The 19987-nt window shown below is 58.2% G+C and carries 19 protein-coding genes, 1 tRNA gene and 1 riboswitch; of the genes, 12 read left to right on the top strand and 8 right to left on the bottom strand.

Going from position 1 to position 19987, the window contains the following annotated elements; genetic code table 11:
- Window positions 1-98: 98 nt before the first annotated feature.
- The gene (locus G5171_RS06620) at window positions 99-1361 is read left to right on the top strand and encodes a DUF945 family protein (protein WP_421259979.1); all 1263 of its coding nucleotides are present in this window, start codon (window positions 99-101) and stop codon (window positions 1359-1361) included.
- A gap of 79 nt (window positions 1362-1440) precedes the next feature.
- Here G5171_RS06620 and purU read toward each other — a convergent pair whose 3' ends face one another.
- The gene (gene purU / locus G5171_RS06625) at window positions 1441-2277 is read right to left on the bottom strand and encodes a formyltetrahydrofolate deformylase (RefSeq protein ID WP_115544112.1); all 837 of its coding nucleotides are present in this window, start codon (window positions 2275-2277) and stop codon (window positions 1441-1443) included.
- Between the two features lie 264 nt (window positions 2278-2541).
- A riboswitch (FMN riboswitch) is annotated at window positions 2542-2698 on the top strand.
- A 104-nt stretch (window positions 2699-2802) separates the two neighbouring features.
- On the opposite strand from purU, the gene ribB reads away from it, so the two are divergent.
- The gene (ribB, locus tag G5171_RS06630; protein ID WP_005344189.1) at window positions 2803-3456 is read left to right on the top strand and encodes a 3,4-dihydroxy-2-butanone-4-phosphate synthase; all 654 of its coding nucleotides are present in this window, start codon (window positions 2803-2805) and stop codon (window positions 3454-3456) included.
- A gap of 225 nt (window positions 3457-3681) precedes the next feature.
- Complete coding sequence (locus G5171_RS06635; protein ID WP_005334342.1) at window positions 3682-3924, top strand: Lpp/OprI family alanine-zipper lipoprotein; 243 nt, start codon at window positions 3682-3684, stop codon at window positions 3922-3924.
- A 156-nt stretch (window positions 3925-4080) separates the two neighbouring features.
- Here the strand turns inward: G5171_RS06635 and G5171_RS06640 are convergent, their stop codons facing one another.
- Both G5171_RS06640 and G5171_RS06645 read right to left on the bottom strand, forming a co-directional pair.
- Entirely contained in the window at window positions 4081-4929 is an 849-nt protein-coding gene (locus tag G5171_RS06640; RefSeq protein ID WP_421250523.1) for a tetratricopeptide repeat protein, read from the bottom strand.
- Window positions 4926-5648 carry a 4'-phosphopantetheinyl transferase family protein gene (locus G5171_RS06645; RefSeq protein WP_349929991.1) on the bottom strand — a complete coding sequence of 241 codons (723 nt, stop codon included), beginning with the start codon at window positions 5646-5648 and terminating at the stop codon, window positions 4926-4928. Before G5171_RS06645 ends, G5171_RS06640 begins: the two co-directional genes overlap by 4 nt.
- 275 nt (window positions 5649-5923) lie before the next feature.
- Here G5171_RS06645 and G5171_RS06650 point away from each other — a divergent pair, with 275 nt between their 5' ends.
- From G5171_RS06650 to G5171_RS06665, 4 genes are all read left to right on the top strand, one after another.
- Window positions 5924-6412, top strand: a complete 489-nt coding sequence (locus G5171_RS06650) for a C40 family peptidase (RefSeq protein ID WP_005334331.1) — start codon at window positions 5924-5926, stop codon at window positions 6410-6412.
- A gap of 148 nt (window positions 6413-6560) precedes the next feature.
- Window positions 6561-7532, top strand: coding sequence for a 23S rRNA (adenine(1618)-N(6))-methyltransferase RlmF (gene rlmF, locus G5171_RS06655; protein WP_349929990.1), 972 nt, complete (start codon window positions 6561-6563; stop codon window positions 7530-7532).
- Between the two features lie 245 nt (window positions 7533-7777).
- Window positions 7778-8503, top strand: a complete 726-nt coding sequence (locus G5171_RS06660; RefSeq protein ID WP_019445964.1) for a MaoC family dehydratase — start codon at window positions 7778-7780, stop codon at window positions 8501-8503.
- Window positions 8504-8748: 245 nt separating this feature from the next.
- Window positions 8749-10164 (top strand): SLC13 family permease, encoded by a 1416-nt coding sequence (locus G5171_RS06665; RefSeq protein ID WP_005353291.1) that lies wholly within the window; start codon window positions 8749-8751, stop codon window positions 10162-10164.
- 116 nt (window positions 10165-10280) lie between these two features.
- On the opposite strand, the gene G5171_RS06670 is transcribed toward G5171_RS06665, so the two are convergent.
- Together G5171_RS06670 and G5171_RS06675 are read right to left on the bottom strand one after the other, a co-directional pair.
- Window positions 10281-11267 (bottom strand): DUF481 domain-containing protein, encoded by a 987-nt coding sequence (locus G5171_RS06670; RefSeq protein WP_421250522.1) that lies wholly within the window; start codon window positions 11265-11267, stop codon window positions 10281-10283.
- 39 nt (window positions 11268-11306) lie between these two features.
- Entirely contained in the window at window positions 11307-12263 is a 957-nt protein-coding gene (locus tag G5171_RS06675) for a L,D-transpeptidase family protein (protein ID WP_236268366.1), read from the bottom strand.
- Window positions 12264-12654: 391 nt separating this feature from the next.
- Between G5171_RS06675 and G5171_RS06680 the strand changes: the two genes are divergently transcribed.
- The 4 genes from G5171_RS06680 (at window position 12655) to tsgA (ending at window position 15937) form a co-directional block, all read left to right on the top strand.
- Window positions 12655-12744: transfer RNA gene (locus G5171_RS06680), tRNA-Ser, on the top strand.
- Window positions 12745-13109: 365 nt separating this feature from the next.
- Entirely contained in the window at window positions 13110-13691 is a 582-nt protein-coding gene (locus tag G5171_RS06685) for a DUF1349 domain-containing protein (protein ID WP_421250521.1), read from the top strand.
- A gap of 327 nt (window positions 13692-14018) precedes the next feature.
- Window positions 14019-14720: a purine-nucleoside phosphorylase gene (deoD, locus tag G5171_RS06690; RefSeq protein WP_042051187.1), complete on the top strand. Its 702-nt coding sequence runs from the start codon at window positions 14019-14021 to the stop codon at window positions 14718-14720.
- Between the two features lie 53 nt (window positions 14721-14773).
- Window positions 14774-15937: an MFS transporter TsgA gene (gene tsgA / locus G5171_RS06695; RefSeq protein WP_195878891.1), complete on the top strand. Its 1164-nt coding sequence runs from the start codon at window positions 14774-14776 to the stop codon at window positions 15935-15937.
- A gap of 112 nt (window positions 15938-16049) precedes the next feature.
- On the opposite strand, the gene G5171_RS06700 is transcribed toward tsgA, so the two are convergent.
- Window positions 16050-16727: a Crp/Fnr family transcriptional regulator gene (locus G5171_RS06700; protein WP_421250520.1), complete on the bottom strand. Its 678-nt coding sequence runs from the start codon at window positions 16725-16727 to the stop codon at window positions 16050-16052.
- 163 nt (window positions 16728-16890) lie between these two features.
- Entirely contained in the window at window positions 16891-18219 is a 1329-nt protein-coding gene (gene rimO / locus G5171_RS06705; protein ID WP_421250519.1) for a 30S ribosomal protein S12 methylthiotransferase RimO, read from the bottom strand.
- Window positions 18220-18511: 292 nt separating this feature from the next.
- Between rimO and G5171_RS06710 the strand changes: the two genes are divergently transcribed.
- Complete coding sequence (locus tag G5171_RS06710) at window positions 18512-19636, top strand: HD-GYP domain-containing protein (RefSeq protein WP_421250518.1); 1125 nt, start codon at window positions 18512-18514, stop codon at window positions 19634-19636.
- A gap of 164 nt (window positions 19637-19800) precedes the next feature.
- On the opposite strand, the gene G5171_RS06715 is transcribed toward G5171_RS06710, so the two are convergent.
- Window positions 19801-19986: a hypothetical protein gene (locus G5171_RS06715; RefSeq protein ID WP_005350263.1), complete on the bottom strand. Its 186-nt coding sequence runs from the start codon at window positions 19984-19986 to the stop codon at window positions 19801-19803.
- Window position 19987: the final 1 nt, after the last annotated feature.

Genomic DNA, 19987 nt, shown 5'->3' on the forward strand with positions numbered 1-19987 from the left:
GAGCCGCAAGAAAGTGGACTCGCCATCTGATTGGACTTGCCTAGCCCCGAGTCCGCCCCGTAGAGTGCAGTGACAACTCCCTGGAGACACATGGATATATGAAAAAGATAGTGGCCCTCGCCGTGGGTGCGGCACTGGTTGGTGGTGGTCTGGCCGCGTGCTGGTACACGGGCAGCAGTTTCGACAACATCATGGCGGAGCAGATCGCCAAGGTGGAGGACGAAACCGGCATCGACATGCAGTGGCTGCCGGGCAGCAGTAACCTCTTTACCCGTGATGGCATCCTGAAGGTGGTGATCACGCCCGAGGAGCTGGCCTCCATCGACAGCGAGCTGGAAGGCAGCCAGCCCATCGAGTTACAACTGCTGGTCAAGAGCCGGATCCTGCCGTTCTATATCAAGAGCCACTTCCAGCTTGATACCCATAATGGCACCCTGGCGCCAGTTTTCACCGCACTGGGCATGGAGCAGTGGCAACTTGGTCTGGAGTCGGCAACCAGCCTCTGGACCCAAGCCAACAGCAGCCGATTCTGGGCCAATGAGTTCAAGGTAAAACAGGGGCTGGACGAGTTCAGCTTCCTGCCTCTGAACGGCGAGTTTCACGGCAATCTGGAGGGCAGTGGTCACCTCACCATGACCTGGCAGGGGATGACGGTTCATGAAGAGCAGAGCAAGATGGACTTGGTGCTGGCCGACCTGAAAGGGAGTGCCGATGTTGCCGAGATCAGCGGCGTCTTTCTCTCTCCACAGAGCGAGATGAGTCTCTCCGCCCTCACTCTGCAACTGCCTGACAGTGTTCGGGTTGCCCTGAAGGGGATGACGACCGAGACCCGTCTTACCGGCGATGATGCCCAGACTCTTTCCAGCAGCTATCAGATGAGCATTGCCAAGCTGGATCTGGAGAACGAGACCGACACCCTGGCGGTGACCGACAGCAAGTTGGCGCTCAACCTCAACGGTCTGGATCTGGAAGGGTATCAGGGGCTGCAGGCCGCTGGTGGCAAGGGAGTTGAAGATGCCGCTATTCAGCAGGCGCTGGATAAGATGCTCAAACGTGGCGCGACCCTTGAACTGGCCGATCTCAGCGCCAAGCTCAACGGTGAGGTGGTGACCATGAAGGGGAACGTGAAGCTGGCCTCCACCTCGCTGGAGCAGCTGTTCAACAGCGACACAGGGATGCAGGCCCTCAGCGGCGTGCTGCATGCCAGCCTTAGCGACAAGCTGGGCAAGGCGGTACCGCAATTGGCCCCCATGCTCGATCAGCTGACCCTCATGGGTTATCTGAAGGCCGACAAGCAAGCGCTGACCTCCGAGCTGAAGCTGGAGAAGGGCGCGGTGACGGTAAACAATCTGTCGCTCTGATGCATGGTGTAGAAACAACAACGGCTCCCGCGGGAGCCGTTGTTGTTGCTGGCGTTTGCATACGTGCCACGTGGACGGATTACTTGAAGACTACCGTCTTGTTGCCGTAGACGAACACCCGCTCGTTCAGTACCAGCTCCAGCGCGCGGCTCAGCACCGATTTCTCTACATCCCGGCCCGCCTTGGCCATGTCGTCCGCACTGAAGGCGTGACCGACGTGGATCACGTCCTGTTCGACGATGGGACCCTCATCCAGATCGTCAGTCACGAAGTGGGCGGTGGCACCGATCAGCTTGACCCCGCGATCGAATGCCTGCCGGTAGGGGCGGGCACCGATGAAAGCGGGCAGGAAGGAGTGGTGGATGTTGAGGATCTTGCGCGGGTAGGCCTCGACGAAGCTCGGTGTCAGCACCCGCATGTACTTGGCCAGGATCACATAGTCAGGCTCATAGCCGTCGATGATGGCGCGAACCTGCTCCTCATGCTCTGTCCGGCTCAGACCCTCGTGACTGACGGTGTGGAACGGGATATCGAATTTGCCGGTGAGCTCGGCCAGGGTGTCGTAGTTGCCGATCACCGCGACGATATCCATATCCAGCGCGCCCGCGTAGTTCTTCATTAGAATATCGCCGAGGCAGTGGGTCTCCTTGGTCACCAGGATAACGATACGCTTCTTGCCCGCCTTGACCAGACGGCGCTGGGCTCCGGTGGGCAGGGCATCATCAAGGTCGGCCAGCAGGGTCTCGTCGTTGAAGCGCCCTTCCAGCTCGGTACGCATAAAGAAGCGGCCATTCTCGTGATCCACAAACTCATCGTTCTTGATGATGTTGAGCTGATGCTTGTAGCAGATGTTGGTGATCTTGGCGATGAGCCCTTTGGCATCCGGGCAATCCGTGAGCAGTATTTTCTTTTCCATCTCTGTCATTTTCCGTTTGTGGTGTTGGCGCTACTGTCTGCGCCGGCAGCGTTGTTCAGGCTCTCTTTTCGGGCCCTGTTTTTTGTTTCGGGAACTATGCCATAAACCGATCCGCGCCATAAAGAAATTCGCCAGTCGCCAGTCACTGTCTTTCGCGCTGGCGAACGGGTTGAAGAGCGCGATCCTGGGCGCAATGTTGAAACACTTTTCAGCCAGCGGGGATTTTGGCTGGTATCTGCAACCGTTTTTCTTTAGGCTGTCTGCGCTTATTCTCAGGGCGGGGTGCAATTCCCCACCGGCGGTATCCTGATTGACTCGGGGAGCCCGCGAGCGCCCGACTTGGCTGATTGCCGAGTTGGGGTCAGCAGATCCGGTGAGATGCCGGAGCCGACGGTCATAGTCCGGATGAAAGAGGATAAGACAGACATTGCCGCGTTGGCCCTAGTGGGCTGGCCGCTGCATGCTCATCTCTGTCTGCCTTTCCATGCCCTGATTCTGGTCCTTGTCTTGTTTAGGAGTTTTACCATGAATCAGTCTCTACTCAGTGAATTCGGTGATCCCATTGCCCGCGTCGAAGCTGCCCTAACGGCTTTACGTGCCGGAGGCGGCGTGCTGGTGGCCGACGATGAAGATCGGGAGAATGAGGGTGACCTCATTTTCGCAGCAGAATCCATGACCAATGAACAGATGGCGCTGATGATCCGCGAGTGCTCCGGCATCGTTTGCCTCTGCCTGCCCGACGAGCGGGTTCGCCAGCTGGAACTACCGATGATGGTGGAGGCCAACTCCAGCCACTACCAGACCGCGTTTACTGTCACGATAGAAGCGGCGCAGGGGGTCACGACCGGCGTCTCGGCTGCTGATCGCATCACCACTATCCGCGCCGCCATTGCCGACGGTGCCAAGCCCGGTGATCTGCACCGCCCGGGTCACGTTTTCCCGCTGCGGGCGCGAACCGGTGGGGTGCTTACTCGCCGCGGTCACACCGAAGCCACGGTCGATCTGATGCAGCTGGCCGGCCTCAAACCGTTCGGTGTGCTGTGCGAACTGACCAAGGAAGATGGCTCGATGGCCCGTCTGCCGGACCTGGTGGCATTTGGCCGCAAACAGCGGATGCCAGTGCTGACCATCGAGGATCTGGTGCAATATCGTCAGTTGTTGTCAGAACGTACAGCCTGAGCTTCATACGAAATTGTAATAAGGCAAAAATTTGGTTAACCTTTGTCCGTGTCCTCACCATGTGGCACTCATTTTTTAGACGAGTCTGGACAAAAAATGTCCGCTCAAAAAAAAATGAGGGTTTTAATGCATTTATCTGTGGTGAGGGCTATGCAAAGTATTATTTTTTTGTGCCATAATCACGCCGCTTGCTAAACGTCTGGCGAGTTCAAGGGAGCTTTAAAAATGAAAAAATTGTTGTTGGTAGGTGTTGTTGGTCTGTCCGCTCTGCTGGGTGGTTGTGCAAACACTAGCGAACTGGAAACTTCCGTTCAGAATCTGTCTAACAAAGTTGACCAGCTGGCTCAAGATGTTAGCGCAGTTCGTGCTGATCAGTCCAAAATCGCTGCTGATGTTGCCGAAGCCAAGCAAGAAGCTATGCGTGCTAACCAGCGCATCGACAACATGGCTACTTCCTACAAGAAGTAATCCATGCGAAAAAAATGGCGCAGTTTTGCGCCATTTTTTTTTGCCCAAAATTCACCGTTTCTACACTATACCCACAGCGCCTTCTTCGTACTTGACCCATGAGGTCATGCCGGTCTCCCGGCACTCCCCCATCATTACCAGACAGTTACTATCCGATCAGTAGAGCAGACTATAGAGTTTGCGACGATAGCTCTGCGCCGCCGGTGTGCTGCCCATGGTCGCCAGAATATCAAGATAGGTCTTTCTGGCATCGCCGAATGCCAAGTCCCGTTTGAGGATCGCCAGCAGCAGTTCTAATGCATCTTCCTGACGGCCAGCCTGGTTGTATTGCACAGCCAGTTCTTGTGCCAGGCCAAAATCATCGGGTTGTTCTGCATGGCGGGCTTCCAGCGCACGCAGTTCCGGGCTGTCTGCTGCTTGCAGGGCCAGCGCCAGCCGTGAGCTCAGGGCATGGAAGTGACCATCCTGCGCTACCATCGGGATGGTACCGAGGCGTTCCTGAGCTTCATCCAGCAGATTGAGATCGAGTGCGGCCTGAATGAGCCACAGGCTGATGTCGTGACGCTCCGGAGCGATCTGATGAGCTTTACCCAGATGAGCATAAGCCTCGCCGGGCTGCTCGTCAGCCAGTGCCCGCTGCCCCTTGGCCAGTAGTTCCTCTTCCTCTTTGGGGGCAAATGCTGCGAAATACTGGCGCAGGGTGGCTTCATCCTGCGGCCCTTCGATGATCCCCTGTTCGTCAGGGCGACCCTGATGGAACAACACCAGCGCCGGCAGGGCTCTCAGACCGAGTTGGCTGGCCAGTGGTTGCAACTGGGGATTGTTCATGTCCACCTTGGCCAGAGTGACCTGCTCATTGGTGGGCCCAATCAGCGACTCGATCAGTGGTGTCATCCCCTGACACTCCGGCATCTGCGGAGCATGGAAATAGATGACGACCGGCTTCTTCATGGACGCATCGATAAGTTCTGCATGAAAATTCTGGGGAGTAATGTCGACGATCATGAGTTGGACTCTTCAGAAAGGGTGTTGAGTAACATGGGGTTGAGTGACTGGCAATTCAAGCGCTCATCAAGCCGGTAAAAGGTCACGGGGGTTGCCGCCGCCGCGAGACTGAGCCAGCCGCTGGCAAAGGGCCAATCCTGCACCTGATAAGGGGTGTCATCCAACCGGTTGTCGAGTCGCCATCCTTGCTCCGGAATGAAGCGCACCTTCTCGAGCCCTGCTGCTATACCGCCACCATGGGCTTTCAGAACCGCCTCCTTGCGTGACCAGAGCCGATAGAAAGCACTCTCCTGCTCTTGAGCAGGCAGCGCGCAGAGCCATTCATATTCACTCTGTGCATAAAACCGACGGGCCAGGGGGAGGGGGTGATGCCGCCGTTTACCCAATTCGATATCCACCCCAAGAGGCCCCTGTGGGCAGAGCGCCAACACCAGCCAGCTGCCACTGTGGCTCAGATTGAACTGCCAGCCGTCATCGTGCAGTCGGGGCTTGCCGTGGGGGCCGTTGCAAAATTGCAGGCTGGCGGCGGGTTGTTGCAGCCGCTCGGCCAATAGCTGGCGTAGCAGGGCGCGGCTCACCAGATATTCCTGACGCCGTTCAGGATGGGTCATGGCTTGCCAAATATGCTGCTCATCGGTTGACAGCCATTCAGGAAATTGAGCAAGCAGTTCCTGGCATACCCTGGCCGGTTTTAACAAAAAAAGATCGGTTTCGATCATGATTTTTCACTTTAAAAAGGTGCTGAAGCAGGGATAAAAGCCAGTTATCTATGAGGCCCAAGGCTCTTTTTGCGATTGTATATTGTTTGGTCATGATCACATTAATTATGAAAAATCGTGCATTTCCTTGCAAAAATGTGAGCTTGATAGGGATTTTCACTTGCCTCGATAGAATTCTTGGATATAGTCGGGTGCTGTTGCCTTATAAATTGCCCTTTGGGGCCGTATTTTAACAAGATTTACTATTTAGCGGGGATAAAGGATTGCGCCACCTGATGCTACTGCTGGTCGCGCTCGGAATGGTGGGTTGTGCCTCGGCACCCCAACCCGAGGTCGCGAGCAAGATCGAAGTTTCCATGGTTGAACCTGTCATCGAACCGGAAGCTTCCCAGACACCCGATGTGAATGAAATCCTGACTGTATACAAAGAGTGGCGTGGTGTTCCTTACCGGATGGGTGGCAGCAGCCAGCGCGGTATCGACTGTTCCGCCTTTGCCCGTGAAGTGTTCCGCAATGCCGTCGGTATCGAATTACCCCGCGATACCCGCTCCCAAGTCCACGAAGGGACGCGCGTTTCCAAGCAGGATTTGGTCGAGGGTGACCTGGTCTTCTTCAAAATCAATCGTCGTCTCAACCACGTTGGTATCTATGTCGGCAATGGTGAATTCATCCACGCCTCGACTCGAGCTGGTGTGACGCGCTCCAAGTTGGATAGCCAATATTGGCGCAACAAGTTCTGGCAAGCTCGCCGGATCGATATCTGAGTCAGGCTGGACAAACGGCTCGCAGTACGGACTGTTTTTCCAACCTCACTTGAACCGGGCTCGATAGCCCGGTTTTTTATTGCCCTCGTTTAGACTTTCCCGAGTCAAATCACTATAGTGTGGGCCCGTTTTCTTCGGCAGGCTCAGCATGAAACCCCGCATCCCATCAGCCGGTGGCCCCAAGTCGGGCGACCGCAAATCCGGACTTCACTCCCGTAATCGCCATCAGACGGGTTACGACTTTGAGGCGCTTTGCCTGCGAACTCCCGAATTGGCCGCTCATGTCTTTATCAATGACTACGGCACCCGCACCATCGATTTTTCCAATCCCGATGCAGTGAAGACCCTCAATCGCGCCCTGCTGGCCCATCACTACGGGATTGCCCACTGGGATTTGCCTGCCGGTTACCTCTGCCCTCCTATCCCGGGACGGGTGGACTACCTGCACTGGGCGGCCGACCTGTTGGCCGAGAGCGCAGGCCAGCTCCCTACCGGCAAGGGGGTGAGGGTGCTGGATATCGGGGTGGGGGCAAACTGCATCTATCCGTTGCTGGGGGCCCGCGAATATGGCTGGCGTTTTGTCGGATCGGATATCGATCCGGTCTCGGTCAAGGCGGCCACCCTGCTAGCCAAGAGCAACGGACTCGGCAACCAGATTGAGTGTCGTTTGCAGGGTAACCCCAACCATGTGTTTCGCGGCATCATAGGGCCGAAAGAGCGTTTCGCTCTGACGCTGTGCAATCCGCCGTTCCATGCGTCGCTGGAAGAGGCGAGCAAGGGGACGGAGCGCAAGCTGCGCAATCTGGGCAAGGAGGTGACAGGCGCTCCTGTGCTCAACTTCGGCGGCCAGAAGGCCGAGCTCTGGTGCGAAGGGGGCGAGGCGGCGTTTCTGGCCAACATGATTGCCCAGAGCAAGGAGTTTGCCACTCAGTGCCTCTGGTTCAGCTCGCTGGTGTCGAAAAAAGAGAACCTGCCGGGGGCGAAAAAGGCGTTGAGCCGGGTGGGGGCGCGTCAGGTACGGGTGATCGACATGGCACAGGGCAACAAGGTGAGCCGGATCCTCGCCTGGTCCTTTCTGGATGAGGAGGGATTGCGCAGCGGCTGGTCGAGCGCGCGCTGACTCCCCACCACAAGGCCCGATAAGGGCCTTTTTTCATAACGACCCCGATGAATTTCCCCTGCTGGCGGCATCTTTGGCAATCGATTTCCTCATTGGCAGATCGTGCTGGTTTACATGGTCTAAGCAGTTACTTCCGCCTTGGTACAGGTGTACGCCGAGATTTTTTTGCACTTACAGCTGAAACTTTAATAAAATAGGACTGGTTAGACCTCTTTACAGGCATTGAATCAAATAGGGATCGGTAGATGAAAGTTGTCGATTTTCTGAAGCGCAAGCGCGAAATTCTGGCGCAGCACCCCTTTGAGCTCAAGGATTGGCTCTCTCCGGCGATCCGCGACTACTGGCGTGAGTTTCAGCAAAAGGCACATCTTCACCCTTTGCTGGGGCGTGTGCTGGACTTGCAAGCCGAGTCCCAGAGCGAGCAGCAACAGGATGCAGCAACCGTGGCACAAGTAGCCAACGGTCAGCCTGCCGTGGCTCAGGAACCAGCTGTTGAGCTGGGGGCCGAGGCGGCCGAGCTTTATGCCGCTCTGCAGGCTCGCATTGGTGAAGAGACCCATGTCGGCGAGTGGCTGCACGTCAGCCAGCAGATGATCGATCAGTTTGCTGCAGTGACCGGGGATCACCAGTGGATCCACACCGATCCGGAGCGTGCGGCCGCCGAGTCTCCCTTCAAGACCACCATCGCCCACGGATTCCTGACCCTGGCGCTGCTGCCGCAGTTGACCGGCTCGGTCGATGAGGCCACCCCCGAGTTCCCGACCGCCCGCATGGTGGTGAACTTCGGGCTGGATCAGGTACGTTTCCCGTACCCCATCAAGGTGGACAGCAACATCCGCGCCCGCACCAAGCTGGCCCGGGTCACCCCCATCAAGGGTGGGCTGGAGCTGCTCAAAGAGATCAAGGTTGAGATCGAAGGGATCCGCCGCCCGGGTTGCGTCATCGAGTCGGTGACCCGCATCTACTTCTGAGCCTCCTCATCGGCATGAATGGTGAAACGGGCCCGCTGTCGTGTGCAACGAACAGCGGGCCCGTTTTTTTGCCTGTTTGTTGCAAAGGTTGAGGCGTCAGCCATCGCGCGCCGACCCCAGCTTGATATGACTCACAAAACGGTGCGCCGTGCAGTTAGCCAGCTCTCATTTTGGCGAGTTGGCCGCGTGAGGGGATAGCATGTTATGCCACTATTGGCTTCTTACTCCCGATCCTGGAGACAATAGTGCCCATCAATAACAAGATTATTCTGCCACTGCTGCTGAGCCTCACCATCCTGCTGATCCCGACCCACTGGATCCCGCTCGAGGGGATCACCGTCATCGAGCAGCGGGTCGTGGCCATTTTCGTGCTGGCCGCCCTCTGCTGGATCCTGGAGCCCATCCCTATCTTCGCTACCTCGGTGCTGATCATCGTGCTGGAGCTGCTGCTGCTCTCCGACAAGGGGCTCTGGTTCATGACTGCCGACAAGGCTGAACCGGGGTTTGGTGAGCTGCTCAAGTCCACCGAGGTGATGGCGACCTTTGCCTCGCCGGTTATCATGCTGTTTCTCGGTGGTTTTTTCCTCGCCATTGCGGCGACCAAATACCATCTGGACGTCAATCTGGCGCGGGTGCTGCTGCGCCCGTTCGGTCAGGATCCCCGGATCGTCATGCTGGGGCTGATGTTGATCACCGCCACCTTCTCCATGTTTATGAGCAATACCGCCACCACCGCCATGATGCTGGCCATCCTTACCCCGGTGCTGGCGGCGTTCCCCGACAAGGACCCAGCCAAAATCGGTTTTGTGCTGGCCATTCCGCTGGCGGCCAACCTCGGCGGGATCGGCACTCCCATCGGCACTCCGCCCAACGCAGTGGCCCTCAAATACCTGACCGGCGAGCATGCCATCTCGTTCGGTCAGTGGATGGGATTTGCGGTGCCCTTTGTGGTATTGCTGTTGCTGCTTGGCTGGTTTCTGCTGGGGCGCTTCTTCCCGAGCACCCTCAAGCGGATGGATCTCAAGATTGAGGGGCGCTTTATGCAGACCCCTCGCGCCTGGGTGGTCTACCTCACCTTTATCACCACCATAGTGCTCTGGCTACTGGGGGATCTGCACGGCATGAGTTCCTACGTGGTCGCCATGATCCCGGTAGCGGTGTTCCTGACCACCGGCATCATCACCAAGGACGATCTGCACAAGATCTCCCTCGATGTACTCTGGCTGGTCTCGGGCGGTATCGCGCTGGGGCTGGCGCTGGAGGACTCCGGGTTGGCCGAGCGGCTCATCACCCATATTCCGTTCCACGAGTACTCCACGCTGGCGGTACTGGTCGGCGCCTGTCTGCTGGCAGTGGTGATGGCCAACTTTATGTCCAACACCGCAACCGCCAACCTGCTGCTGCCACTGGTGGCGGCACTGGCGGTCAGCATGCCGGAGCTGGCCGAGTGGGGCGGCAGTCATACCCTGATCCTGGCGGTTACCATTTCGGTTTCGCTTGGAATGTCGCTGCCCATCAGTACCCCGCCCAATGCGCTGGCCCACGCCACCGGTCTGGTGGAGAGTCACCAGATGGTGCGCATCGGCGTCATCATGGGGTTGGTCGGTACCCTGCTGGCGATGGTATGGATCTACCAGATTGCCGCTTGGGGGCTGATCTGAGCGTACGGCCGGTTTCTCATCTGTTGCCTGCTCCATCATCGGAGAAGTGCCATGGCAGGTGATGACCAAAACAGAAAGAGGAGCCGACTTGGCTCCTCTTTCTGTTTGCAGTTGACTCAGAAACTGGCGCCCAGATTGAGCAGGTGCCTGAATTCGGTCTCTTTGTACTTTTGCTCGAGACCGACGAAATGTACTTCGCCATCTTCCCACTCCATCTCGCTCGACCAGGAGAGGCGCAGGTGGTCGTTGAAGTAGTAGCGCAAACCAACGCTGCCCGTGATATCCCGATTGCGTATGAAATAGGGGGAGGGCTGGTCCAGATAGGTCAGATATCTCCCCTGGCTGAACAGCTCCAGCTTCTCCCGCCATAGCGGGATGGGTTGGCGATAATCCCAGTTCATGCTGGCAAAGGGATAATCGATGATCCGGTTTCCTCTGAAAAGCACCCCGATCCCGCTATCTTCTCTGACGTATATTTTGCGCAGGCCTGTTTGTGCTACAAACTCCAGCCTGCGGCGTCTCTCGTTCCAGAAGCGGTAACCCGGGCCGGCACCGTAGTCGAGGTTCAGGTAGTTACTATCCAGCATGTCATATTCGGCATTGAGCGAGCTGCGCACAAACCACTGCTGATCGAAAAAGTAGTCAATGGTCGGGTTCAGTTTGTAGTCGTGGTTATCGGTGATGCTGTCAGACGTTTCGTAGGAGTACTCTCCGGAGAAGCTGTAGCGCCAGTCCAGATTGGCCAACTCGGTCTTGCCCTTGAAGTTGACGTTGTTGGTGTGTTTGTCCTTGTGTTTGAGCTTGATGTTGAGATCGCCACTACCGGTCCAGAGCCAGGCCTTGCGTTCATCCTGCTCATCCTTGAACAGGGTGAATCCACCTTTGGCGGTCGCCTTGGGTTTATCCTGATGCTCTAGTCGCCAGCGCTTGATGGCATCCCGCTTGACGGTAACGGCACCGGTATAGGGCAAAGAGATGCGTACCGACTCATCGCCAATCTCTTTGATGGTACCGGTCAGACGATCGCCATTGTTCATCCAGAGGATGTCTTTTGCCCACAGGGGATGGCAGATCACCATGAGTATGAGAGGCAGGTATTTCATGAGGTAAGGTGACTCCGGTGCGACTCGGGCGCAGCTGACTTAACCACTGACAAGCTGGCTGCTGATGGGGCGGGGCAGGCCATTTTTGCTCTCCAGCGCTGCCGTCACCTCATCCTGCATCACATCAGGTGCGCTGATAAAGCTCTCTATGGCCGGTGATAGCATCAGCGGGGCGCCATTTTCAAGCTCCTCTTCGGTGCGGGAGAGCGGGGAGTGTACCTCCAGCCAGCGCCGACCATCCGGTTCGATGGCTACCTTGACCGGTTGATTGATGACCCGTACCGGCGTGCCGATCGGCACAATCTTGAACAGGGCCTCAATATCGTCAGGTCGCAGCCGGATGCAGCCTGCACTTACCCGCAGGCCAACGCCAAAATCCTTGTTGGTGCCGTGGATCAGGTAGTCGCGCTTGCCATAGCCAAGGCGCATGGCGAACTTGCCGAGGGGATTCTCCGGGCCGGGGGGCACCACGGCGGGCAGGGTGATCCCTTTTTGCTCCAGCCAGGATTTGCGCACCATGGGGCCGGGCACCCAGGTCGGGTTGGGATTCTTCTCGATGACGGTGGTGGTCATCTCCGGAGTCTCGCGGCCGATATCACCAATCCCGATGGGCAGCACGATGACCTCGTTCTTCCCTTTGGGGAAGTAGTAGAGGCGCAGTTCGGGCAGATTGATGACGATCCCCTCGCGAGGCACATCAGGCAGCAGCATCTGAGTGGGCAGCGTCAAGCGGGTACCCGGTTTGGGCAAATAGGGATCTACACCCGGATTTGCTTCAAGCAGCGCCAAAAATCCAATTTGTGTATTTTTGCCAACCAGCTCCAGATGCTCATTCTGCTGGATGATGTAATCCTCCAGCTCACCGATGAGGCGACTCCCGGCTGGTGGCAGCGGGTAGCGTTTGGCCTCTGCCGGCGCAGCGCAGAGCAGGATCGCTGCCAGCAGCAGGGAAAGGGCGGGCGTTAAGGATAGGAGCTTGAGTTTCGGCAATCGCATAAGAAGATCCATCAGTTCAATCGGGGCGGAACGTCATCAACACAGCCGCCAGAATGGCGCGATTGTTCCTCAATCAGCCCATGATTACCAGCTTGCTGCGCACCCGCAATGATGTGGGGATACATAGGAAACCGGCCAAAATCGGCATCACCCATAAATTTGAGCGCCAAGCAGGGAAAAGAGACGCCTGATGGCAATGGGGGAATGTCACGATATGGATAATGGCCGGGTGTGCGAGCGGGTGGATACAGGGCCATACAAGAGTGGCCTCGCAACGCAGGCCGTGCGTGAAGCAATGTGAGCCTGCTCCCAGATATCTGATTCAGCCATTTGATATCTAAGAAATTTTTATTGCATCCTCGGCCCAGCTTGGGTAAAAATCTCATCCCACGGAGAGATGCCGGAGTGGCCGAACGGGATTGACTCGAAATCAATTGTGGCAGCAATGCCACCCAGGGTTCGAATCCCTGTCTCTCCGCCACATACCAAGCCCAAGCAATTAAATTGCTTGGGCTTTTTCGTTTCGTGTGATGCCTGATATGCCATCTGATGTTGGCGGGCTTGAAGCGTCCCCTCTATCGACCACCTGTTAGTCGACTCGAGCCCATATCGAGATGTCTTATCGTCGTGCAATAGGGGCCCCCTTTTACTTGCCCGATCGCCTATCGGTTGCAAGGTTGGCCCCAACGGCTTGCTCGCCAGTCATGATGGCGACACAATGGAGTCCCTTTGGTTGGCCGCTCGCAGCTGGGGCTCGTGGCCGAATGGCCAGCGATAATATGAGCGCGCCCGAGTGTTATGGGCCGGTGACAACGGGAAACATGGCGAGAACAGGAGCAAAAGAGGATGAGGGAAGGGCTTGAATGGTGCTGGCTCAATGAACCGGCCGAATGGCACAAAACAAGCGACGGCTTGCTGGTGGTAACGGACAAACAGACCGATTTTTGGCGCAGCACCTGGTATGGTTTCGAGCGCCACAGTGGGCATCTCTATGGCTGTGAGGTCGAGGGTGAATTTACCTTTCAGGTCTGTGTCGAAGGGGAGTTCACCACCCTCTACGATCAGGCGGGGTTGATGTTGCTGCAAGACGAGGCGCACTGGCTCAAAGCAGGGATAGAGTACAACGATGCCCAACCGATGATCGGCAGCGTGCTCACCAATCTGCGATCTGACTGGGCCACCGGTATTTTCAGCGGCAATCCGCGCCGTTTCTGGCTGCGCCTGACCCGGCTGGCCGATTGTCTGCGTCTGCAATACTCCACCGATGGCGAGGTGTGGTCACTGCTGAGGCTCGCTCCGTTCCCGTCAGGCGAGCGCTGCTTTATCGGAGTGATGTGCTGCACCCCCGAGCGACAGGGGTTGGTGGTGCGTTTTTCGGATCTGCGCCTCACGCCGCCCCTTGGCAAGGCACTGCATGATTTGAGCTAGCCAGCCCATGGCTGGCATTGCGTGTCAACCGGCAGAGTGAACAATGCCGTCGGCCTGTAGCGTCATTCGCAGGGCCTACCGAGCGGGAGGGGCGTTGCCCTCCCGCTTTTTTACACCGGTAGGTCGGGAATGGCGGGTGGCTGTGATGGGCAAGCCTTGGCAAGCAACGTCGAAAAGCATGCGGTATGCGATGTAGCAGACAATAAGTTACCGGAACTGGGATCTCGATCGGGACAACAGGACTTTTGTCCTGCAAGGGGAGGTGGGGGGGCGGCTAGGATGGCCACATCAAAACAATAAAACGAGTCAAACTGGAGCACAACAACCATGACCGCTCATATCAATGCCAACCCGGGCGACTTCGCCGAGACCGTCATTATGCCGGGGGACCCGCTGCGGGCCCGCTACATCGCCGAGACCTTTCTGACTGATGCGCGCGAGGTGACCAATGTGCGCAATATGCTGGGCTACACCGGCTACTACAACGGCCAGCGCATCTCGGTGATGGGGCACGGCATGGGGATCCCCTCCATGGTGCTCTACGCCCACGAGCTGGTGAACGACTTCGGGGTCAAGCGGATCATCCGCATCGGCAGTCTGGGGGCGACCCAGCGCCACGTGCAGATGCGTGACGTGATTCTGGCGCAGGCGGCGGGCACAGATTCCCCGACCAACGCCAAGCGCAGCGCCGGTTACCAGATGGCCACCTCGGCCGACTTCGCCTTGCTGCACAAGGCGTTTACCAAGGCGCAGGAGAAGGGCATTCCGGTCAAGGTGGGCAATATCTTCACCGGCGATCTCTATTACGATCCGGATGAAAACCTCATTCCGGCGCTGGAGAAGTTCGGCGTGCTCGGCATCGACATGGAGGTGGCCGGTCTCTACGGGCTGGCCCATCAGCAGGGGATCGAGGCGCTCGCCATCCTGACCGTCTCCGACCACTGCCTGACCGGTGAAGAGACCACTGCCGAGGAGCGGCAACTCTCCTTCAACCAGATGATCGAGCTGGCGCTGCACACCGCGCTGTAAGCGCCGCGGCCCGCCCAACCCTGCACGCACCCTGACCCCAAGAGAGATCCAATATGAACAATAAGCTCTCCCTCACTGCCATCAGCTTCTTGGCCAACTTCGTGATGGCCGGTTTTGCGACCCAGTTCGGCATGCTGATCGACCCCATCGCCGCCAAGTTCGGCGCCGACGTCAATCAGGTGGCCTCCATCTTCTCCCTGCTCAACGGCGGGGCGCTGGCGGGCACCATTGCCGCCTTCTTCCTCATCGAGAAGGTGGGCCTCAAGCGGATGACGCTGCTCTGCTACGGCCTGATCGCGCTGGCGGCGGCTTCGCTTCATCTGACCGGCTCGCTCTATGTGGTGATGGCGGCCATGACGGTGATTGGCCTGTGCGGTGGGGTGGGACTCTGCATTGCGGGGACTCTGGTGGTGAGCGTCTGGCAGGCGCGGATGCAGAGCACCATGCTGGTGGTGCAGGATGCCACCTTCAACGTGGCCGGGGTGGTCTTCCCGCTTGTCACCACCTATACGCTCACTCACGCCATGGCGTGGAGCTGGAGCTATCTGGCGGTGGGCGTGGTGGCACTGGCGACCATGCTGGTGGCGGTGCTGACCAACTTCCGCAGCTGTGAGGCGGGCGGCGAGAGCGCCGGCAACGAGCACTCGGAGTGGAACCTTGGCATCATCAGCGGTGGGCTGGGGCTTTTTCTGGGCATGCTGGCGCTCTACACCTTCCTCACTTGGGCGCCCATGTTCGTGAAGAACAAGTTCGGCATCCCCTTCGAGGAGGCGGGCAACATCATCACCCAGTACTGGACGGCGGCCCTGCTCGGCGCGCTGGTGTCGACCGCCATCGTGACCCGCATTGCGATCCGCACCTTCCTGTTGGTGATCATCACTCTGGCGATGGGGATGACGGCGCTTATCGTCACCACCGACAACCTGAGCCAGCTGCCATACCTCACCTACGGTTACGGCTTTGTCTGCGCCGCGCTCTACAACGCCTTTATCGCCTACGGGGTGTCGTTTGTGCGCCAGGCATCGAGCAAGAACGTCTCCTATATCCTCATCAGCGGCAGCGCGGGGGCCATGTTCAGCCCGGCCATCAGCGCCCTGTTCGAGCAGGTGATCGGCCTGCAGGCGGTGATGTACGCCATCCCGCTTATCTACGGCGTGATCCTCGCCATGCTGGTGGCCTCGCTGCGTATGGCCCGGCCCCAGCCTTGTCTGGCCTGAGCCGGAGAGTAAACAGCAAGAGGGGCGGTATCGACCGCCCCTCTTTTTTGTTGCTGTTCCGCTTGTTGCTGTTCCACTTGTTGCTGTTAAGTCGGCGACTGATGCCCGCGACTTATGGTTGCTCCAGAAAGGCCTTGAGCCCCGCCAGATCGCGGATCTGCAATCCCTCCTCGCCGCGCTCCACCAGTCCCTTGTCCATCAGCTCTTTCACCGCCCGCCGGTAAACCCTGTCCGTGGTGCCGAAGCGTTCCGCCTCCTGATATCCCTTGCGAAAGCCGCTCACCGGGTTGTGGTGACAGTGGCTGTGATAGAGGTCGAGGGCGATGTTGTAGCTGATGGGGTAGAGCATCCGGCAAGTGAAGATATCCACCGTGTCCTGATAGTCGATGGCGATGGCGGTGGCAAAGAAGAGCGCCACCTTGGGGTGGGCGACCAGCGCCTGCTCCAGCTGCTCGCCGTCGATGCGGGCCACTTCCAGCGGCTCCTCGGCAATGATGTCGAGCTGGCAGCGGTAGCCGGTGAAGAACTCCATCTCGCCAAACAGCTGGTTGTCGCACTCAAGCGTGCCGAGCTGAAAGCGGCGGCCATTCATGGCGGTGTGGCCCATGGCGATGAGGCCATTCGGCACCAGCACCAGATCCCGCAATAGCTCCCCCTGACGCATCAGGGGCTCCCCCTCGGGGATCAGGCGCCGCTCAGTGATGCAGGAGATGACCACCTGTTCGATGAGATCATGGCTGGCCTGCCAGTGGGGCTGAAAGCGCCCCTTGAGAAGGGGTTTGAGTTGCATGGGGTTTCGAGTCGTCGCCAAACACAAACGACTATTACACACCCTTGCATACGGATATGCCAGTTTTGTACCGCAAAGTGGGGCTTACAGGTGTAGAAGTGCAATCTGGAAGCATAAAAAAGCGCCCGCAGGCGCTTTTTTCATTTGGCTGGTAAAGCCTCAATTAGCTAATCAGGCTGGCCCACAGGTCATATTCGTCGGATTCGTCGATCCGCACCTTGACCATGTCCCCCGGCTTGAGGCCGGTTTCGCCGTTGAGGTAGACCAGACCGTCGATCTCCGGCGCATCGGCGAAGGAGCGGCCAGTGGCACCCTCTTCGTCCACTTCGTCGATGATAACGGTCATCTCCTGACCCACTTTGCGGGCCAGCTTGCGGATGGAGACCTGCTGTTGCAGCTCCATAAAGCGCTGGAAGCGCTCTTCCTGAATCTCTTCCGGTACCGGATCCGGCAGCTCGTTGGCCAGCGCTCCTTCGACCGGGCTGTATTTGAAGCAGCCGACGCGATCCAGCTCCGCCTTGTCGATAAAGTCCAGCAGCATCTGGAAATCTTCCTCGGTCTCGCCCGGGAAGCCGACGATAAAGGTGGAGCGCAGGGTGATCTGCGGGCAGATCTCGCGCCACTTCTGGATCCGCTCCAGAGTACGCTCGACCGAACCCGGGCGCTTCATCAGTTTCAGGATGCGCGGGCTGGCGTGCTGCAGCGGGATGTCGAGGTAGGGCAGGATCTTGCCATCGCGCATCAGCGGGATGACGTCATCTACGTGCGGGTAGGGGTAGACGTAGTGCAGGCGCACCCAGATGTCGAGCTTGGCCAGCTCTTCGCACAGGGCGACCATGCTGGTCTTGACCGGCATGCCGTCGTAGAAACCGGTGCGGTGCTTCACATCGACGCCGTAGGCGGAGGTGTCCTGGGAGATCACCAGCAGCTCCTTCACGCCGGCCTCTTTCAGGCGCTTGGCTTCTGCCAGCACGTCGCCGATGGGGCGGCTCACCAGATCCCCGCGCATGGAGGGGATGATGCAGAAGGTGCAGCGGTGGTTGCAGCCTTCGGAAATCTTCAGATAGGCGTAGTGGCGCGGGGTCAGCTTGACGCCGTGGGTCGGTACCAGACTGGTGAAGGGGTTGTGCTGCGGCTTCTCCACATATTTGTGGACGTGACCCAGCACCTCTTCATAGGCGTGGGGGCCGGTGATCTCGAGCACCTTGGGGTGGATCTCGCGGATCTGATTCTCTTTGGCGCCGAGGCAGCCGGTGACGATCACCTTGCCGTTCTCAGCCAGCGCTTCGCCGATCGCTTCCAGCGACTCTTGCACCGCGCTGTCGATAAAGCCGCAGGTGTTGACGACGACCAGCTCGGCATCGTCATAGCTGGGCACCACATCGTACCCTTCGGTACGCAGCTGGGTCAGGATGCGTTCTGAATCGACCAGGTTTTTGGGGCAACCCAAGGAGACGAATCCTACTTTGGGGGCCTGTTTTGTGTTGGACATCGCTCAATCACTCTTAGGTGGCTCTTCTTTAAGGGCGCGGATTTTACCGGAATGGTTAACCAAAAACTATACAGCCAGCATGGCAGAACCGAACAATATCTCCGACCAGGCAAGATTGGGCCGCACCAACAGCCGTTGATGGCGCGCCCTTGGTAGGGCTATTGCCTCTGCCGTACGGGCTTGTTGTGGGGATGCTCCTTTGTTGATTTTTCTGTCAATTTTGACGTTGTGGCGGGGAGAGCGTCAAAGGGAGTCACTATACTTCCATCACGGGGTCCCGTTGGAGAAGGCGATGGAAAGTTCATTTGGCGAAAAAATGCAGAGCGTACATGCCACGCTCAGGCAGCGCTTTGACAAGCTGAGTCGGGTGGCCATCGCGATTTACGATCCCCATACCGATCAGCTCAAGACCTTTGCCCACAGCACCGAGGGGCCCTCGCCACTGGTGCAGTATGAGGTGAAGCTGAGCGATGTTCCCTCCCTGAGTTATCTGGCGGAGCACAAGCAGCCCCGGGTGCTCAGCAATCTGGATGCCCTGCGTGGCTCTGCGTCGGAGCACAGCCGCAAGGTGCTGGAGGCGGGCTATGCCTCCAGCTATACCGAGCCGCTGCTGTTTAACAGCAAACTGTTTGGCTTTCTGTTTTGTGATGCCATGGAGCCGGGATACTTCGAGGAGTCGATCCGAAGCGAGCTGTCGGCCTATGCCCAGGCGCTCTCGGCCATCATTGCGGTGGAGTTTTTCTCCATCCAGACCCTTGGCGGCGCGCTGACCACGGCGCGGGAGTTCAGCCGTTATCGGGATGAGGAGACCGCCAACCATCTGCACCGGATGTCGGCCTACTCCCGGCTGATTGCCAAGACGCTGGCCCCGACTTGCGGGCTGAGCGATGAGGAGGTGGAGTTTATCTACCTCTTCTCCGAGCTGCACGACATCGGCAAGATCGCGGTGCCGGATGCCATTTTGCTCAAGCCGGGCAAGCTGACGCCGGAAGAGTTCGAGATCATGAAGATCCACCCAAGCAAGGGGCGGGAGATGATCAGCCTGATGATCAACGAGTTTGGTCTCGATGGCATTCATCACACTGACATGCTGACCAATATCATCGCCAGCCATCACGAGCGCTTTGACGGCACCGGCTATCCGCTGGGGCTGGCGGGGGAGGCGATCCCGCTGGCGGCGCGTATCGTGACGGTGGCCGATGTGTTTGATGCCCTGACCAGCGAGCGCCCCTACAAGAAGGCCTGGCCGTTCGAGACGGCGTTTGCCTATCTGGAGGAGCATGCCGGCAGCCAGTTTGATCCCGTCTGTGTCGCCGCAGCCCTGCACAACAAGGCCGAGTTTTATGCCATCTATCAGCAGTATCAGGATCCGGCCTGCTCTGCGAGCGTGGCGGCCAGCGGCGCCGAGCCGGGTTGAGCTCGTGTGATGAGCGTAAGGGGGGGAAAGAGGCGGTTGAAGCATGGCGAGGAGTAAATAGAGAGGGGGCACCAGCAGGTGCCCCTCTCTTTTATGTGCCTCTCGATTCCACGCGCCCTTATTTTGCCGACCTTATCTCTGCGACTATGGCGTTTGCGCTCAGGTTACTTTTTGGGCGCCGGCTCACTGATCTGATAGAGGTGATCCGCGCAGGCGCTGGAGCAGCCACAGGGGCGCACCTCTTTATCTTCCCGTTTCTGGGCAAGCTGGTATTGGCGCCACCAGATGATGGTACCCATGGCCAGGATCAGCACGAACGAGGCGAGCAGGCTCAACAACCAGATGGACATG

It is taken from the genome of Aeromonas sp. 600774 (assembly GCF_049175075.1).
GTDB lineage: Bacteria > Pseudomonadota > Gammaproteobacteria > Enterobacterales > Aeromonadaceae > Aeromonas > Aeromonas veronii_A.

What these genes read in the sequence shown, in the direction of transcription:
- G5171_RS06620 (WP_421259979.1), top strand. Translation starts at nt 99, where the DNA reads ATGAAAAAGATAGTGGCCCTCGCCGTGGGTGCGGCACTGGTTGGTGGT.
- purU (WP_115544112.1), bottom strand. Translation starts at nt 2,277, where the DNA reads ATGGAAAAGAAAATACTGCTCACGGATTGCCCGGATGCCAAAGGGCTC.
- ribB (WP_005344189.1), top strand. Translation starts at nt 2,803, where the DNA reads ATGAATCAGTCTCTACTCAGTGAATTCGGTGATCCCATTGCCCGCGTC.
- G5171_RS06635 (WP_005334342.1), top strand. Translation starts at nt 3,682, where the DNA reads ATGAAAAAATTGTTGTTGGTAGGTGTTGTTGGTCTGTCCGCTCTGCTG.
- G5171_RS06640 (WP_421250523.1), bottom strand. Translation starts at nt 4,929, where the DNA reads ATGATCGTCGACATTACTCCCCAGAATTTTCATGCAGAACTTATCGAT.
- G5171_RS06645 (WP_349929991.1), bottom strand. Translation starts at nt 5,648, where the DNA reads ATGATCGAAACCGATCTTTTTTTGTTAAAACCGGCCAGGGTATGCCAG.
- G5171_RS06650 (WP_005334331.1), top strand. Translation starts at nt 5,924, where the DNA reads ATGCTACTGCTGGTCGCGCTCGGAATGGTGGGTTGTGCCTCGGCACCC.
- rlmF (WP_349929990.1), top strand. Translation starts at nt 6,561, where the DNA reads ATGAAACCCCGCATCCCATCAGCCGGTGGCCCCAAGTCGGGCGACCGC.
- G5171_RS06660 (WP_019445964.1), top strand. Translation starts at nt 7,778, where the DNA reads ATGAAAGTTGTCGATTTTCTGAAGCGCAAGCGCGAAATTCTGGCGCAG.
- G5171_RS06670 (WP_421250522.1), bottom strand. Translation starts at nt 11,267, where the DNA reads ATGAAATACCTGCCTCTCATACTCATGGTGATCTGCCATCCCCTGTGG.
- G5171_RS06675 (WP_236268366.1), bottom strand. Translation starts at nt 12,263, where the DNA reads ATGCGATTGCCGAAACTCAAGCTCCTATCCTTAACGCCCGCCCTTTCC.
- G5171_RS06685 (WP_421250521.1), top strand. Translation starts at nt 13,110, where the DNA reads ATGAGGGAAGGGCTTGAATGGTGCTGGCTCAATGAACCGGCCGAATGG.
- deoD (WP_042051187.1), top strand. Translation starts at nt 14,019, where the DNA reads ATGACCGCTCATATCAATGCCAACCCGGGCGACTTCGCCGAGACCGTC.
- tsgA (WP_195878891.1), top strand. Translation starts at nt 14,774, where the DNA reads ATGAACAATAAGCTCTCCCTCACTGCCATCAGCTTCTTGGCCAACTTC.
- G5171_RS06700 (WP_421250520.1), bottom strand. Translation starts at nt 16,727, where the DNA reads ATGCAACTCAAACCCCTTCTCAAGGGGCGCTTTCAGCCCCACTGGCAG.
- rimO (WP_421250519.1), bottom strand. Translation starts at nt 18,219, where the DNA reads ATGTCCAACACAAAACAGGCCCCCAAAGTAGGATTCGTCTCCTTGGGT.
- G5171_RS06710 (WP_421250518.1), top strand. Translation starts at nt 18,512, where the DNA reads ATGGAAAGTTCATTTGGCGAAAAAATGCAGAGCGTACATGCCACGCTC.
- G5171_RS06715 (WP_005350263.1), bottom strand. Translation starts at nt 19,986, where the DNA reads ATGTCCATCTGGTTGTTGAGCCTGCTCGCCTCGTTCGTGCTGATCCTG.